Raw genomic sequence first — 15,421 nt, 5'->3', positions numbered from 1 at the left:
CCTCGTCAGGGGGCGCGGCGCAGGCGCGCGAGTTGCCGGTCGTGCAGGCCGGACAACAGCATCATCGCCGCGGCCGCGCCGAGCCCGGCCAATGCCATGTCCTTCTGCGTGTCCCACGGGTCGCCCTGGGTGCCGAGGAACTCGTCGGCGCCCTGGCCCAGCGCCACCGCGGCGCCCCACTCGATCAGCTCGTAGGCCGCGCTGACGCCCAGGCACGCGAGCACGATCACGGTGAACAGCCACGCGCCGCGCTGCAGCCCGGTGTGGCGCAGCAGCAGTTCGCGCGCGGCGATAGCTGGCACGAAGCCCTGCGCGAAGTGGCCGATGCCGTCGTAGGGGTTGCGGCCCAGGCCGAAGGCGTCCTGCATCCAGAAGCCCAATGGCACGCGGGCATAGGTGTAGTGGCCGCCCAGCATCAGGATGCAGGCGTGGACGAAGATCAGCGCCAGCAGCAGCGGCGTCAGCGGGAAGCGCTCGTGAGTGGCCCACAGCAGCACCAGCACCACGCCGACCGGCGCCACTTCCATGGCCCAGGTCGGCAGGTCGTGCGGCCCCCAGGCCGACAGCGCGAGCAGGGCCAGCAGGGCGATCGAGTACCAGCGCAGCGTCATGGCGCGGATCGTCGCACAGCCGGCACCGGGCACGAAAAAGGGCGGCCGGAGCCGCCCTGTGGGGTGCGCGGCCGGGAACGATGCCCGGCCCCGGCCGGGATCAGAGCCCGGCGGCAGCCTTCAGCGCGGCGGCCTTGTCGGTGCGCTCCCAGGTGAATTCCGGCTCCTCGCGGCCGAAGTGGCCGTAGGCGGCGGTCTTCTCGTAGATCGGGCGGCGCAGGTCCAGCATCTCGATGATGCCGCGCGGGCGCAGGTCGAAGTGCTCGTTGACCAGCGCGGCGATGCGGTCGTCGCTGATGCGGCCGGTGCCCTCGGTGTAGACCGTGACGTTCATCGGCCTGGCCACGCCGATGGCGTAGGCGACCTGGATCTGGCACTGGCGCGCGATACCGGCGGCGACGATGTTCTTGGCCACGTAGCGTGCGGCATAGGCGGCCGAGCGGTCCACCTTGGTCGGGTCCTTGCCGGAGAATGCGCCGCCGCCATGCGGGCAGGCGCCGCCGTAGGTGTCGACGATGATCTTGCGGCCGGTCAGGCCGCAGTCGCCCTGCGGGCCGCCGATGACGAAGCGGCCGGTCGGGTTGACCAGGTAGCGCGTGTTCTGCAGCCACTCCTTGGGCAGCACCGGCTTGATGATCTCCTCGATCACGGCCTCGACGAAGCTGGCCTTCATCTTGGGGCCGTCGCTCTGCTCGGGGCTGTGCTGCGACGACAGCACCACGGTGTCCACCGAGTGCGGCTTGCCATCCACGTAGCGCATCGTCACCTGGCTCTTGGCGTCGGGGCGCAGGAACGGCAGGCGGCCGTCCTTGCGCAGCTGCGCCTGGCGCTCGACGAGGCGGTGCGCGTAGTAGATCGGCGCGGGCATCAGCTCGGGCGTCTCGTCGCAGGCGTAGCCGAACATCAGGCCCTGGTCGCCGGCGCCGGTGTTCAGGTAGTCGTCGGACGCATGGTCCACGCCCTGGGCGATGTCGTTGCTCTGCTTGTCGTAGGCCACCAGCACCGCGCAGCCCTTGTAGTCGATGCCGTAGTCGGTGTTGTCGTAGCCGATGCGCTTGATCGTGTCGCGAGCCACCTGGATGTAGTCCACGTGGGCGTTGGTCGTGATCTCGCCGGCCAGCACCACCAGACCGGTGTTGGTCAGGGTTTCGGCGGCCACGCGGGACACCGGGTCCTGCTTGAAGATCGCGTCGAGAATCGCGTCGGAGATCTGGTCGGCCACCTTGTCGGGGTGACCTTCGCTGACGGATTCGCTGGTGAAGAGGTAGTCGTTGCTCGCCACTTCGTAAACTCCACAATGAAAAACAGGTTTCGATGTTCCGGCACTCGCGTGGCGCCGACTCGAAACCTGGGGAGCTTGCGGCGAACGCTTTAGCAGGATTTATGGATCGCCCCGCAAGTAGTTCATAACTCGGCGATGTGCCGCGATTATAGGGACCATGCTCGCACTGCTGACCTGGCTGTCGCGCCGTTCGCTGGGGTTTCTGCACGCTTTGGGCACCCTGATCGGGTGGGTCGGCTATCTCGGCTCGCCCAACTACCGCCGGCGCTTCCAGGCCAACGCCCGGCTGGCGCGCCTGTCGCGCGCGGACCGGCGCGCCGCGGTGGCCGAAGCCGGCCGCATGGTGGCCGAGACGCCGCGGCTGTGGCTGCGCCCGCGCGAGGCGCCGCTGTCGCCCGCGGTGGAGTGGGTCGACGCCGACCTGGTGGACAGCGCGCTCGACGCCGGCCGCGGGCTGGTGCTGCTGACGCCGCACCTCGGCGCGTTCGAGGTCATCGCCCAGGCCTATGCCGAGCGCTTCGGCGCGCGCGCCCCGATGACCGCCCTGTACCGCCCGGCGCGCCAGCCCTGGCTGCGCCAGCTCGAGGAGACCGCGCGCTCGCGGCCGGGCCTGCTCACCGCGCCGGCCTCGCTGGCCGGCGTGCGGCAGATGATCCGTGCGCTGCGCCAGGGCCAGACGGTGGGCCTGCTGCCCGACCAGGTGCCGCCGGACCAGATGGGCGTGTGGGCGCCCTTCTTCGGCAAGCCGGCCTACACCATGACGCTGGCCTCGCGCCTGTCGCTGCAGACCGGCGCGCCGATGCTGCTGATGCTGGGCGAGCGCCTGCCGGCCGCCGCCGGCTGGCGCGTGCACGTGCTGGGCATGCCCGAACCGCTGCCCGACGCGGCCGGGTTCGATGGCGATGCCGACGCCCACCAGCAGGCCTGCGCCGCGGTGATCAACCGCGCGATGGAGTTCCTGATCCGCCGCTGCCCGCGCCAGTACCTGTGGGGCTATCACCGCTACAAGGGCCCGCGCGGCACCGGGCCGGCACCGTCGGACGAGGCGCAGCAAGCATGAGCGTCCCCGCCCGGCCGATCCGAAGGGGACGCTCCGTCCCGCTTGGCGGGACCGCGCGAAGCGCGAGGGTGCACCCATGAGCACGCTCGGCGCCCGTCTCGCGATCGCGCTGCTGTGGCTGGTGCACTGGCTGCCGCTGCGCGTGCAGTGGGCCCTCGGGTCGGGGCTGGGCGCGCTGCTGCACGCGCTGGCGCGCTCGCGCCGGCGCATCGCCGCGCGCAACCTGGCGCTGTGCCTGCCCGAACTGGACGCCGCCGCGCGCGCCGCGCTGCTGCGCGAGCACTTTCGCTGGCTCGGGCGCAGCTTCGTCGAGCGCGGCCTGCTCTGGTACGCGCCGCGCGAGACGCTGCGCTCGCTGATCCAGATCGAAGGCGACATCGGCCTGGCCGAGCGCACCGAAGGCGCCGTGATGTGGCTGGTGCCGCACTTCCTGGCGCTGGAGATCGCCGGGCTGGCGGTGCTGATCTGCCAGGGCCGCCCCGGCTGCGACATCTACCAGCGCCAGAGCAACGCCGTGTTCGACGAAGCCATCACGCGCGGCCGCCACCGCTTCGGCGACTCGACGCTGATCGCGCGCAGGGACGGCATCAAGCCGCTGATCCGCGCCGTGCGCGACGAGGGCCGCGCCTTTTTCAACATGCCCGACATGGACTTCGGCCGGAAGGAGTCGGCCTTCGTGCCCTTCTTCGGCGTGCCCGCGGCCACGCTGCTGGCGCCGTCGCGGCTGGCGCGCATGCTGAAGATGACGGTGCAGCCGGTGGTGGCCGAGATGATCCCCGGCGGCGGCTGGCGCGTGCGCTTCCTGCCGGCCTGGACCGACTGGCCCACCGACGACCCCGAGGCCGACGCCGCGCGCATGAACGCCTTCGTCGAGGCCGAGGTGCGGCGCCTGCCCGCGCAGTACCTGTGGGTGCACAAGCGTTTCAAGACCCGGCCCGACGGCGAGCCGCCGCTGTATTGACGCGGCCGCGGGTGCGGGCTTGCCGGCGGCGCGGATAATCCGCGCCATGCGGCTGCCCTTCACCAAGATGCACGGCGCGGGCAACGACTTCGTCGTGCTCGACGCCACCCGCGCCCCGCTCGATCTGAGCCCGCCGCAGGTGCAGCGCCTGGCCGACCGCCGCTTCGGCGTCGGCGCCGACCAGGTGCTCGTGGTCGAGCCCAGCCGCACGCCGGGGGTGGACTTCCGCTACCGCATCTTCAACGGCTTCTCGGGCGACGAGGTCGAGCACTGCGGCAATGGCGCGCGCTGCTTCGTGCGCTACGTGCGCGACAAGGGCCTGACCGACAAGACCTCGGTGCGCGTCGAGACCGTGAACAACCTGCTCGAGCTGCACGCGCAGCCCGACGGCCGCGTCACGGTGGACATGAACGCCCCGGTCTTCGAGCCGGCACGCGTGCCCTTCGACACCGCCGGCCTGCCCGGGCGCGCGCCCGACGCCTTCGAGCCCTGGCCGATTGAGGTCGACGGCCGCACCCTGCACGTGGCCGTGCTGTCGATGGGCAACCCGCACGCGGTGCTGCGCGTGGAGGACGTGCGCAGCGCGCCGGTGGCCGCGCTCGGGCCCGCCATCGAGACGCACCCGCGCTTCCCGCGCCGCGTCAATGCCGGCTTCATGCAGGTGGTGTCGCGGCGCGAGATCGCGCTGCGCGTGCACGAGCGCGACGCCGGCGAAACCCTGGCCTGCGGCACCGGCGCCTGCGCCGCCGTGGTGGCCGGCATCCGCCTGGGCTGGCTCGACGCGCGGGTGGACGTGCAGACGCGCGGCGGCCTGCTCACCATCGAATGGAACGCCGGGCCCGCGCACGACGGCCACGTGTTCATGACCGGCCCGGCCGAGACCGTCTACGAAGGAGTGATCGAACTGTGACAGCGCAGGTACCCCAAGGCATCACCGAGGCCGACATCGCCGACTACCTGGTGAACACGCCCGCCTTCTTCGAGCGCCATGCCGAGCTGCTGGCCACGGTGCAGCTGACCAGCCCGCACGGCCAGCGCGCGGTGTCGCTGCAGGAGCGCCAGATGGAGATGCTGCGCGAGCGCATCCGCGGGCTGGAACGCAAGATCGTCGAGATGATCCGCAACGGCCAGGACAACGTGGCCATTGCCGACCGCCTGCACCGCTGGACCCGTGCGCTGATGTTGGTGGCCGATCCGGCCGAGCTGCCCGGCGTGCTGGTGCGCGAGCTCAAGCAGCAGTTCCTCGTGCCGCAGGCCGGCCTGCGCGTCTGGGGCGTGGACGCGGCCTACGCCGGCGCGGCCTTCGCCAACGGTGCCAGCGACGACCTCAAGGCCTTCGCCGCCAGCCTGGTGCAGCCCTACTGCGGCGCCAACAACGGCTTCGAGGCGGTGCGCTGGTTCGACGAGCCCGCCGCCATCGCGTCGCTGGCGCTGGTGCCGCTGCGGCGCAGCGCGCCGGAGGCGCCGTTCGGCCTGCTCGCACTGGGTTCGCCCGACCCCACGCGCTACAGCGCCGACATGGCCACCGACTTCCTGGCCCGGCTGGGCGAGGTGGCCGGCGCCGCGCTGGCGCGGCTGCTGCCGCGCGCCTGAGCCGGCGCCGTCGCGGCCCCGCACCGTGACATTCACCGCTCAGACCCCATGACCGAGCCCGCCGACCTGCCCGAGCCGCTGCAGCAGTACCTGCGGCACCTGGAGGTCGAGCGCCGGCTGGCCGCGCGCACGCGCGAGAACTACACCTTCGCGCTGCGCCGCCTTGCCGCCAGCGCCGCCGCGCAGGGCGTGGCGCTGCCGGCGGCGCAGTCGCACCATGTGCGCGGCTGGGCCGCGCAGGCGCACCGCGACGGGCTCGCGCCGCGCAGCCTGGCCCTGATGCTGGCCGCCTGGCGCGGCCTGTACCGCTGGTGGGGCGAGCAGGGCGTGGTGCGCAGCAACCCCGTAGTGGGCGTGCGCGCGCCCAAGGCCGCCCGGCCGCTGCCAAAGGCGCTGTCGGTGGACCATGCCGTGGCGCTGGCCGAGCAGGGCGCCGACGAGGCCGCCGACCCGCGCCTGGCCGCGCGCGACCGCGCCATCGTCGAGCTGATGTACGGCAGCGGCCTGCGCCTGGCCGAACTCACCGGGCTGGACCTGCGCGCCGGCCGCGATGGTGGCGGCTGGGTCGACGTGGCCGACGCCACGGCGCATGTGCTGGGCAAGGGCAGCAAGCGGCGCAGCGTGCCGGTGGGCCGCGCCGCGCTCGACGCGCTGGCGGCGTGGCTGGCCTGCCGCGACGAGATCGCCGCGGCCGACGAGCCGGCGCTGTTCGTCGGCCGGCGCGGGCGGCGCCTGGGGGCCACCGCGCTGCGCGTGGGGCTGCGGCGGCTGGCCCAGGCCGCCGGCCTGCCCACCGACGTGCATCCGCACATGCTGCGCCACAGCTTCGCGTCGCACCTGCTGCAGTCCAGCGGCGACCTGCGCGCCGTGCAGGAGCTGCTGGGCCACGCCAACATCGCCACCACGCAGGTCTACACCCGGCTCGACTTCCAGCACCTGGCCAAGGTGTACGACGCCGCCCACCCGCGCGCCAAGCGGCGCTGAACCACGGCGCCCGCAGCGCGGCGGCGCCGGCCACCGGCCCGGTCAGCGGACAATGCCCGCATGAAGACGGTACGACTGCGCGACGGCAAGGAACGCTCGCTGCTCAAGCGCCACCCCTGGGTGTTCGCCAGCAGCGTGGACAAGGGCGGCGGCGACAGCGGCGAGACGGTGCGCGTGGAAGCCGCCGACGGCCGCTTCCTGGCCTGGGGCGCGTTCTCCGCGCGCTCGCAGATCCGCGTGCGCGCCTGGAGCTTCGACGAGGCCGAGCGCATCGACGCCGCGTTCTTCGGGCGCCGCGTGGCGCAGGCGGTGGCGCTGCGCGCGCGGCTGCCGATCGAATCCGACGGCGTACGCCTGGTGCACGGCGAGGCCGACGGCCTGCCCGGCCTGATCGTCGACCGCTACGCCAACACGCTGTCGGCGCAGTTCCTGTCCGCCGGCACCGAGCGCTGGAAGGGCGTGATCGCCGACGCGCTGCTGGCGGCCACCGGCTGCACGCGCCTGTACGAGCGCTCGGACTCCGGCGTGCGCGGGCTGGAGGGGCTGGCTGCGTCCACCGGCTGGCTGCGTGGCGAGGGCGCCACCGAGGTGACGATCCGCGAGCACGACTGGCGCCTGACGCTGGACGTGGCCGAGGGCCACAAGACCGGCTTCTACCTCGACCAGCGTGACAACCGCGCCGCCTTCGCGCAATGGGTGCGGCGCCTGGGCGCGCAGCGCGTGCTCAACTGCTACTGCTACACCGGCGGCTTCACCGTGGCCGCGCTGGCCGGCGGCGCCGCGCACGTGACCAGCGTGGACTCGTCGGCCCCGGCGCTGGCGCGGGTGGACGCGCACGTGCAGGCCAACGGCTTCGACGCGGCGCGCAGCGCCTGCGCCGACGCCGACGTCAACGCCTTCCTGCGCGAGCAGCTCAAGGCCGGTGCGCAGTACGACGCGATCGTGCTGGACCCGCCCAAGTTCGCGCCGTCCGCGGCGCATGCCGACCGCGCCGCGCGCGCCTACAAGGACATCAACCGCCTCGCGCTCAAGCTGCTGGCGCCGGGCGGGCTGCTGCTCACGTTCTCGTGTTCGGGCGGCGTGGGCGCGGACCTGTTCCACAAGATCGTGGCCGGCGCCGGCATCGACGCCGGCGTGGACGGCGCGCTGCTGGCGCGGCTGGAAGCCGCCTGCGACCACCCCACCACGCTGTTCTTCCCCGAGGGCGAGTACCTCAAGGGCCTGGCGATCCTGCGCCGCTGAGCAGCGCACGCGCGTCGACGCGCGGGTCGAACTTGGCGCGCCGCGTGGCGAAGAAGCTCTTCACGTTGCGCACGTTGGCCTGCTGCGTGAACAGGCGCTGCACCAGCGCGTTGTAGGCCGCCATGTCGGCCACCCACAGCACGAGCAGGAAGTCCGGCCCCGGCGCCACGCGCCAGCACTGCTGCACCGCCGGGTCGGCCACGGCCACGGCCTCGAACGCGTCCTGGTGCTCGGCGCCCTGGCGGTCGAGCTGCACCTCCACCAGCACCTGCAGACCGCCCACGCGCGCCGGGGCCAGCAGCGCGGTGCGGCGCTCGATCACGCCGCGGTCCACCAGCGCGCGCACGCGGCGCAGCGCCGTGGCCGGCGACACGTGCACCGCGGCGGCCAGGTCCTGGTTGCTGATCGACGCGTCGGCCTGAAGCGCGTTCAGGATGCGAGCGTCAGTTTCATCCAAAGGCGCTGATTCGACTGATTCTTTCATTGTGAACTAATCACGCCAGTAAAGTTCGCTGCAAGCTGGATTATGCAATCCGATTGCACGGCGGGTTGCCTACAGTGGCGCCCATACCGAACCAGGAGCCTTTCTCACCATGTGCGGCATCGTCGGCGCCGTGAGCGCGCGCAACATCGTTCCCATCCTCGTGCAGGGCCTGCAGCGGCTGGAGTACCGCGGCTACGACTCCTGCGGCGTGGCGGTGCACCAGGCCGGCGGCCTGCGCCGCGCGCGCAGCACGGCGCGCGTGGCCGAGCTGCAGGCGCAGGTGGACGCCGACAAGCTCGACGCCGGGACCGGCATCGCGCACACGCGCTGGGCCACGCATGGCGCGCCCGCGGTGATGAACGCGCACCCGCATTTCTCGCCCGGCGCGAACATGGCCACCGACGCGCCCGGGCGCATCGCGCTGGTGCACAACGGCATCATCGAGAACCACGAGGAGCTTCGCGCCGAACTGCAGGCCAAGGGCTTCGTGTTCACCAGCCAGACCGACACCGAGGTGATCGCGCACCTGGTGGCGCACCTGTACCAGGGCGACCTGTTCGACGCCGTGCAGCAGGCCGTGGGCCGGCTCAAGGGCGCCTATGCCATCGCCGTGTTCTGCCGCGACGAGCCGCACCGCGTGGTGGGCGCGCGCGAGGGCTCGCCGCTGGTGCTGGGCGTGGGCGACGGCGAGACCTTCCTCGCGTCCGACGCGATGGCGCTGGCCGGCGTGACCGACCGCATCGTCTACCTGGAGGAGGGCGACGTGGTGGACGTGCAGATGGGCAAGCACTGGATCGTCGGCAAGCAGGCCGACGGCACGCTGCGCCCGCTGACGCCGCAGGACCGCCCGGTGCGCGTGGTGCAGGCGCACAGCGGCGCCGCCGAGCTGGGCCCGTACCGCCACTACATGCAGAAGGAGATCTTCGAGCAGCCGCGCGCCATCGCCGACACGCTGGACGCGGTGCAGGGCATCAGCCCCGAGCTGTTCGGCGACGGCGCCTACAGCGCCTTCAAGTCGGTGGACCGCGTGCTGATCCTGGCCTGCGGCACCAGCTACTACGCCGGCTCGGTGGCCAAGTACTGGCTCGAGTCGATCGCCGGCGTCCCCACCGCGGTGGAGATCGCCAGCGAGTACCGCTACCGCGACAGCGTGCCCGACCCGCGCACGCTGGTGGTCACCATCAGCCAGAGCGGCGAGACCGCCGACACGCTGGCGGCGCTGAAGCACGCGCGCTCGCTCGGCATGCCCACCACGCTGACGGTGTGCAACGTGGCCACCAGCGCCATGGTGCGCGAGTGCCGCTTCGCCTACCTCACCCGCGCCGGCGTGGAAGTGGGCGTGGCCTCGACCAAGGCCTTCACGACGCAGCTGGTGGGCCTGTTCCTGCTGACGCTGGCGTTGGCCCAGGTGCGCGGGCGCCTCACCGACGCGCAGGAACACGACCACCTGAAGGCGCTGCGCCACCTGCCCACCGCGGTGCAGGCGGTGCTGGCGCTGGAACCGCAGATCGTGGCCTGGTCGCAGGCCTTCACCAGCAAGGAGCACGCGCTGTTCCTCGGCCGCGGGCTGCACTATCCGGTGGCGCTGGAGGGTGCGCTCAAGCTCAAGGAGATCAGCTACATCCACGCCGAGGCCTACCCGGCCGGCGAGCTGAAGCACGGCCCGCTGGCGCTGGTGACCGCCGCGATGCCGGTGGTGACCGTGGCGCCGAACGACCAGCTGCTGGAAAAGCTCAAGAGCAACCTGCAGGAGGTGCGCGCGCGCGGCGGCGAGCTGTACGTGTTCGCCGACGCCGACACCCGCATCGAGAGCGCGCCCGGCATGCACGTGATCCGCATGCCCGAGCACTACGGCGCGCTCAGCCCCATCCTGCACGTGGTGCCGCTGCAGCTGCTGGCCTACCACACCGCGGTGGCGCGGGGCACCGACGTGGACAAGCCGCGCAACCTGGCCAAGAGCGTGACAGTGGAGTGAAGCGCAGGGGCTGCCGCGCTGCTCCGGCCGGCGGCCACCCGCGCGACATGCATCCCGGTTGCGGCGTCGGCCCCGCGCGCGACGCGGGCGCTGCGGGGCCCCGCCGTCAGAACTGTCCGTCGCGCACGTAGGGCTGGCTCCAGAGGATGCTCTGCAGCAGCACCGCCTTCACCCAGGCGGCGTGCATCTTCTCCACGTCGGCGGCCGATGCCCCCTTCTTCGCCAGGAAGGGCTTGAGCGTGGTTGTGATGGGAATCGTCAGCGCCGGGATGTGGCGGAAGTCCACCTGCGGCACGCTGTTGGCGCCGTCGGTCTTGTTCTTCTTCGTGCGGTGGTGGCGCAGGCCGATCTCGTGCTGCCAGTCGAGCCAGCGCTGGTCGAAGTTCGCGTCGGCCGTGTCCAGGATCCACAGCGCGAAGCGCTTGCGCACTGCCTCCAGGTAGGCACCGTCGGGCTGGCCGGTGGCAGCGTTGCCGAAGAAGTGCACGAGGTGCGGCGTCGACGCCACGAAGCCGTACCAGACGTCGAGGATGGCGCCCGTCTGGTCGGCCAGGATGGCCTTGCTCTGGCGCAGCGCCTTCACATCCTCCTCGCCGAACAGCAGCGAGGCCTGCAGCTGCTTGAGTTCCGCGAGCGACACGGGCGAGGTCGCGAGCGTGCGCTGGCCGTAGGCGTAGCCGGGCACGGGGGAGGGGGTGGTCTGCTGGGCGTGGGGGGTGGTCATGGCGGTGGCGAGGGCGAGGGTGGTCAGGGTGGAGGACAGGGGGATGGGCAGGAACTTCATGCGGTCTCCGGGTCGAGGGTCGGCGCCGTGATGGCGGCCTGGGCTGGGATGTTCCGGCCCTTTGCGCGATGATGGGTGTCATGAAGTCCACGAAACATCACTCAGCGTCCGAACTGCCCGCGCCCGGCGCGCCCGCCGCGCCGGACCGCCTGTCCACCCTGCTCGAGCGCTTCCGCGTCCGCGCCTCGCTCTTCCACACCGGGCCGCTGTGCGGCCGCACGCGCTTCGAGCCCCAGCCCGACCGCGCCTTCCTGCACGTGCTGCGCCGGGGCGAACTGCGCATCGAGCACCGCGCCGGGCCGCTGGCGAGACGGCGGGTGTTGGTGGACGAGCCGACGCTGGTGCTCTATCCGCGCGCCGTGCATCACGAGTTCGTGAACCCGCCGCGCGAGGCCGCCGACTTCACCTGCGCCGCGCTGCACTTCGACGGCGGCGACCGCAATCCCATCGTTGCCGCGCTGCCGGCGCTGGTGCTGCTGCCGCTGCGCGCCGTGCCCGGCCTGCTGCCCGCGCTGGACCTGCTGTTCGCCGAGACCGACCAGCCGCGCTGCGGCTCGCGCCTGCTGGCCGACCGGCTGTTCGAAGTGGTGCTGATCCAGCTGCTGCGCTGGATCGTCGACCACCCGCAGGCGGCGGGGGTGTCCGGCGGCCTGATGATGGGCCTGCACGACCCCCGGCTGGCGCGCGCGCTCGTGGCGCTGCACGCCGCGCCGGCCGAGGACTGGCCGCTCGCGCGCATGGCCCAGGTGGCCGGCATGTCGCGCAGCGCCTTCGCCGCGGCGTTCCGCGCCGCGACGGGCGTCACGCCGGCGGCCTATCTCACCGACTGGCGGCTCACGCTGGCCTCGGCGGCGCTGCAGGCCGGGCAGCCGCAGAAGCTGATCGCCGCCGAGCTGGGCTTTTCCAACGGGTCTTCGCTCAGCCGGGCGTTCAAGCAGCGTTTCGGCAGTTCACCCCGGACATGGCTGGAGAAGCTGCCCAGTTGAACGTGCGTGGCGTCGCTGGGGTCTGCACTCTCCAAGAAGTGGCGTGTGGAGGCTTGAGCGACTGCGACAGACTGGCTGCAGCCAACAGGGTCGGCCGATGTCTGAGCGCTGCTTCGGCTTGGCTGGACCAGAAAGTGTCCGGCTAGCAACCCCGGGGCCAGCGCGGACGAATGCTCCGCTCTGCACGCCCCTTGGCGCTTTTGCCGTGCGTTCAGTCGACGGACTTTGGCATGAGCATCAGTTCCTGGGTACGCCAGACTCAGGTCGCTGGGGCGGCGGCCAGGGACGGCGCTCGGACCAGCTTCGACAGTTCGCCCAGCCCGATGGGCGGCACGGCCAGCCACGGCAGGGCGTACAGCCGCCTGGCCAGGCCTGCCGACAGGCGTTCGATCTGCCGACGCTCGCCCGCCAGCCGGGCCTGCAGCAGCGGGTCGCGCGTGCCTGCGGCCAGCACGCTCTTGTTGAGCACCCAGGCATGCGGTTCGATGCGGGCGCGGCGCAGGTCGTCCTGCAGCGCGGCGGCCTGGGACACCGGCGTCACCTCGGGCAGGGTCACGAGGATGATCTTCGTGTACGCGGCATCCTGCAGCCGCATCAGCGGCGTCACCACGCGCGTCGCGCCGTGACCCTCGAATTCGCGCGTCATCTGCCGGTGGTAGGCGCCGGTCGCGTCCATCAGCAGCATCGAGTGCCCGGTCGGGGCGGTGTCCAGCACCACGAAGGCGCTGCGGCCCTCGCCGACGATCCGGGAGAAGGCGTGGAAGACGGCCACCTCCTCGGTGCAGGGCGACTGCAGGTCCTCCAGCAGCAGGGCCTGTGCCTGAGCGTCCAGCTGCGGCGAGCGGGCGGCCATGATCTTGTCGATGTAGCGCTGCGTTTCGACCTTGGGGTCGATGCGGCTGACCTTCAGGCCCGGCAGGTCGCCCTCCAGCGTGCCCGCCAGGTGCGCCGCCGGGTCGGTGGTGCTCAGGTGCACGGTCTTGCCGCGCTGCACGAGGCCGATGGCCAGGGCCGCGGCGATGGTGGTCTTGCCCACACCGCCCTTGCCCATCACCATGATCAGGCCGTGACCAGCCGCGGCCAGGTCATCGGCCAGCGCGGCCAGGCCAGGCAGCGCGGCGGTGCCGGTCTTCGTGTCCGCGACCCGCGCGGTCGGCGGCGGGTCCGCGGGCGGTACGCTGGTCACCAGCAGCGCGCGCAGCGCCGGCAGGCCGACGGTGTCGTAAGGGCGCAGCGGCACCCGGTCCTGCGGCAGCGCGCGCAGCGTGTCGGGCATGTGATCCAGCGCCTGCCGCCCCAGGGTCTCGATCGCGCAGGCCACCGCGTCATCGCGGTCACTGGCCTGGAATACGCCGTTGATCGCCAGTCGCTGGTTGTGCAGGCCGAGCTCGCGCAGTTCCACCGAGGTGCGCGCCGCCTCGGCCATGGCCCCGCGTTCGGGCCGGGTCACCAGCACGACCGTGGTCCTGGCGGGGTCGCCCAGCGCGTCGAGCGCGGCCTGGAATCGGGCCTCCTGCATCTTCAGGCCCGAGTGCGGACCCAGGCACGAAGCGCCGCGGTCGTTGCCCTCCAGGAACCCGGTCCAGGCCCTGGGCAGGCTGAGCAGACGCAGCGTGTGACCGGTGGGCGCGGTGTCGAAGACGATGTGATCCCACGTCGATGCGCCGTCGGCCAGCAGCGACGAGAACTCGTCGAAGGACGCGATCTCGGTCGTGCAGGCGCCGGACAGCTGCTCCCGCACGGTCGCCACCGCTTCTGCCGAAGCGTCCGCGCCCATCTGCGCCAGCACGCGCTGGCGGTACGTCTCGGCGGCCTGGTCGGGGTCGATGTTGAGCACCGACAGGCCGGGCGCGCCAGGCACCGGCACCGGCGCGTTGCGCAGCTCGACGCCGAGCATCTCGTCGAGGTTGGACGCGGCATCGGTGCTGACGAGCAGCACCTTCCGGCCGGCGTCGGCCAGTGCCAGCGCCGCGGCGGTGGACAGCGAGGTCTTGCCCACGCCGCCCTTGCCGGTGAAGAAGAGATGCCGTGTCGGATGCTCGATGAATCCGATGCCCGCGTCGCAGGCCGGGCCGTCGGCGGTGCCCTGGGGGTTGCTTCGCGTGCTGGAACCTGGGCCCGGAAACTCGTTCTGCATGGGACGTCCTCTGTGTCCACTGTGCCCTCGCGGGCCGGCGGCGTCTTGACGTCGATCACGCGGCACGCCGGTGGCGGCCGGGTCCGGCCGCGACCTCAGGCACGACCGCGATCACGGGGCCCCTGGCTGCGCGACACTGGCGACCTCGATCCCCCGCGTGGCCCGCCATGATCTTCCGCCAGCTGTTCGACCCCGCGTCCTCGACCTACACCTACCTGCTGGCCGATGCCGACACGCGCCAGGCGGTCCTGATCGACCCGGTGTTCGAGCAGGCGCGGCGCGATCTGGCGCTGATCCGCGAACTGGACCTGCGGCTCTTGGCCACGCTGGACACCCACGTGCATGCCGACCATGTCACCGGCGCCTGGCTGATGCAGCAGCGCGCCGGCAGCCGCATCGCCATGGCCGCGGCCAGCGGCGCGCAGGGCGCGGACCGCCTGCTGCAGCACGACGACCGCGTGGCCTTCGGCGGCCGCCACCTCGTGGTGCGCGCCACGCCCGGCCACACCGACGGCTGCCTGAGCTTCGTGCTCGACGACGGCTCGATGGCCTTCACCGGCGACGCGCTGCTGATCCGCGGCTGCGGCCGCACCGACTTCCAGCAGGGCAGCCCGCAGCGCCTGTACCGCAGCGTGCACGAGCAGCTCCTGACGCTGCGCGACGACTGCCTGCTCTACCCTGGCCATGACTACCGCGGCGTCACCTGCACCAGCGTCGCGGAGGAGCGGCGCTGGAACCCGCGCTTCGGCGGCCGCAGCAGCCTGGACGATTTCGTCGGCTACATGACCCACCTGGGCCTGCCGCACCCGCGCCAGATGGAGCGCGCGGTGCCGGCCAACCTGCGCTGCGGTCGGCCCGAGGGCGACCTGCAGGCGCCGCCCGACCCGACCTGGGCGCCGCTGGTCTGGACCTTCGCCGGCCTGTGGGAGATCGAGCCCGTGGCGCTGCAGGAGCTTGCCCGCCAGGTGCAGGTGGTGGACGTGCGCGAGCCGGTCGAGTACGACGGGCCGCTGGGCCACATTGGAGGGGCGCGCCTGATGCCGATGGCGGACCTGCCCGCGCGCCAGGGCGAGCTGGACCCGCGGCGGCCGGTCGTCACGGTGTGCCGCTCGGGCACGCGTTCGGCCCAGGCGGCGATGCAGCTGCACAAGGCCGGCTTCGCCGACGTGGCCAACCTCGCCGGCGGCATGCTGCGCTGGCAGGCCGAGCGGCTGCCGGTCGAAGGCAACGCGGTCGACCGCTGAGCGCACAGGCAGCCCGACCCGGCCGCCCGGTCATCGAAATCGCGCAGCGATCGCGGCATGATCCGGCGATCGCACCGA

14 protein-coding genes are annotated in these 15,421 nt (G+C 72.4%); 9 read left to right on the top strand and 5 right to left on the bottom strand.

Annotation, left to right across the window (positions count from 1 at the left end):
• Positions 1 to 5: 5 nt before the first annotated feature.
• Together AC2EAQ_RS08330 and metK are read right to left on the bottom strand one after the other, a co-directional pair.
• Positions 6 to 611, bottom strand: coding sequence for a DUF2238 domain-containing protein (locus AC2EAQ_RS08330; protein WP_484642033.1), 606 nt, complete (start codon positions 609 to 611; stop codon positions 6 to 8).
• Between the two features lie 100 nt (positions 612 to 711).
• The gene (metK, locus tag AC2EAQ_RS08325) at positions 712 to 1,893 is read right to left on the bottom strand and encodes a methionine adenosyltransferase (protein ID WP_484642031.1); all 1,182 of its coding nucleotides are present in this window, start codon (positions 1,891 to 1,893) and stop codon (positions 712 to 714) included.
• A 157-nt stretch (positions 1,894 to 2,050) separates the two neighbouring features.
• Between metK and AC2EAQ_RS08320 the strand changes: the two genes are divergently transcribed.
• From AC2EAQ_RS08320 to AC2EAQ_RS08295, 6 genes are all read left to right on the top strand, one after another.
• Positions 2,051 to 2,953 (top strand): lysophospholipid acyltransferase family protein, encoded by a 903-nt coding sequence (locus tag AC2EAQ_RS08320; RefSeq protein ID WP_484642029.1) that lies wholly within the window; start codon positions 2,051 to 2,053, stop codon positions 2,951 to 2,953.
• Positions 2,954 to 3,029: 76 nt separating this feature from the next.
• Positions 3,030 to 3,914 carry an LpxL/LpxP family acyltransferase gene (locus tag AC2EAQ_RS08315; protein ID WP_484642027.1) on the top strand — a complete coding sequence of 295 codons (885 nt, stop codon included), beginning with the start codon at positions 3,030 to 3,032 and terminating at the stop codon, positions 3,912 to 3,914.
• A gap of 46 nt (positions 3,915 to 3,960) precedes the next feature.
• Positions 3,961 to 4,824, top strand: coding sequence for a diaminopimelate epimerase (gene dapF, locus AC2EAQ_RS08310; RefSeq protein WP_484642025.1), 864 nt, complete (start codon positions 3,961 to 3,963; stop codon positions 4,822 to 4,824).
• Positions 4,821 to 5,507 carry a DUF484 family protein gene (locus tag AC2EAQ_RS08305; RefSeq protein ID WP_484642023.1) on the top strand — a complete coding sequence of 229 codons (687 nt, stop codon included), beginning with the start codon at positions 4,821 to 4,823 and terminating at the stop codon, positions 5,505 to 5,507. Before dapF ends, AC2EAQ_RS08305 begins: the two co-directional genes overlap by 4 nt.
• A 48-nt stretch (positions 5,508 to 5,555) precedes the next feature.
• Entirely contained in the window at positions 5,556 to 6,491 is a 936-nt protein-coding gene (locus AC2EAQ_RS08300; protein ID WP_484642021.1) for a tyrosine recombinase XerC, read from the top strand.
• 60 nt (positions 6,492 to 6,551) lie between these two features.
• A complete protein-coding gene (locus AC2EAQ_RS08295; protein ID WP_484642019.1) occupies positions 6,552 to 7,733 on the top strand; it encodes a class I SAM-dependent rRNA methyltransferase in 1,182 nt (393 codons plus the stop codon).
• Here AC2EAQ_RS08295 and AC2EAQ_RS08290 read toward each other — a convergent pair.
• Positions 7,705 to 8,217: an Lrp/AsnC family transcriptional regulator gene (locus tag AC2EAQ_RS08290; protein ID WP_484642015.1), complete on the bottom strand. Its 513-nt coding sequence runs from the start codon at positions 8,215 to 8,217 to the stop codon at positions 7,705 to 7,707. The genes AC2EAQ_RS08295 and AC2EAQ_RS08290 overlap by 29 nt on opposite strands.
• Before the next feature lie 109 nt (positions 8,218 to 8,326).
• Between AC2EAQ_RS08290 and glmS the strand changes: the two genes are divergently transcribed.
• The gene (gene glmS, locus AC2EAQ_RS08285; RefSeq protein WP_484642010.1) at positions 8,327 to 10,192 is read left to right on the top strand and encodes a glutamine--fructose-6-phosphate transaminase (isomerizing); all 1,866 of its coding nucleotides are present in this window, start codon (positions 8,327 to 8,329) and stop codon (positions 10,190 to 10,192) included.
• A gap of 106 nt (positions 10,193 to 10,298) precedes the next feature.
• Here the strand turns inward: glmS and AC2EAQ_RS08280 are convergent, their stop codons facing one another.
• Positions 10,299 to 10,976, bottom strand: coding sequence for a protoglobin domain-containing protein (locus tag AC2EAQ_RS08280; RefSeq protein WP_484642006.1), 678 nt, complete (start codon positions 10,974 to 10,976; stop codon positions 10,299 to 10,301).
• A gap of 80 nt (positions 10,977 to 11,056) precedes the next feature.
• Here AC2EAQ_RS08280 and AC2EAQ_RS08275 point away from each other — a divergent pair, with 80 nt between their 5' ends.
• Complete coding sequence (locus tag AC2EAQ_RS08275; protein ID WP_484642000.1) at positions 11,057 to 11,962, top strand: AraC family transcriptional regulator; 906 nt, start codon at positions 11,057 to 11,059, stop codon at positions 11,960 to 11,962.
• A 259-nt stretch (positions 11,963 to 12,221) separates the two neighbouring features.
• Here AC2EAQ_RS08275 and arsA read toward each other — a convergent pair whose 3' ends face one another.
• Positions 12,222 to 14,099 (bottom strand): arsenical pump-driving ATPase, encoded by a 1,878-nt coding sequence (gene arsA, locus AC2EAQ_RS08270; RefSeq protein ID WP_484641995.1) that lies wholly within the window; start codon positions 14,097 to 14,099, stop codon positions 12,222 to 12,224.
• Between the two features lie 167 nt (positions 14,100 to 14,266).
• On the opposite strand from arsA, the gene AC2EAQ_RS08265 reads away from it, so the two are divergent.
• Positions 14,267 to 15,343 carry an MBL fold metallo-hydrolase gene (locus AC2EAQ_RS08265; protein WP_484641993.1) on the top strand — a complete coding sequence of 359 codons (1,077 nt, stop codon included), beginning with the start codon at positions 14,267 to 14,269 and terminating at the stop codon, positions 15,341 to 15,343.
• The last annotated feature ends 78 nt before the right edge of the window (positions 15,344 to 15,421 follow it).

This window comes from Aquabacterium sp. T101 (assembly GCF_057219775.1).
This window is presented reverse-complemented; position numbering and strand designations above follow the sequence as displayed.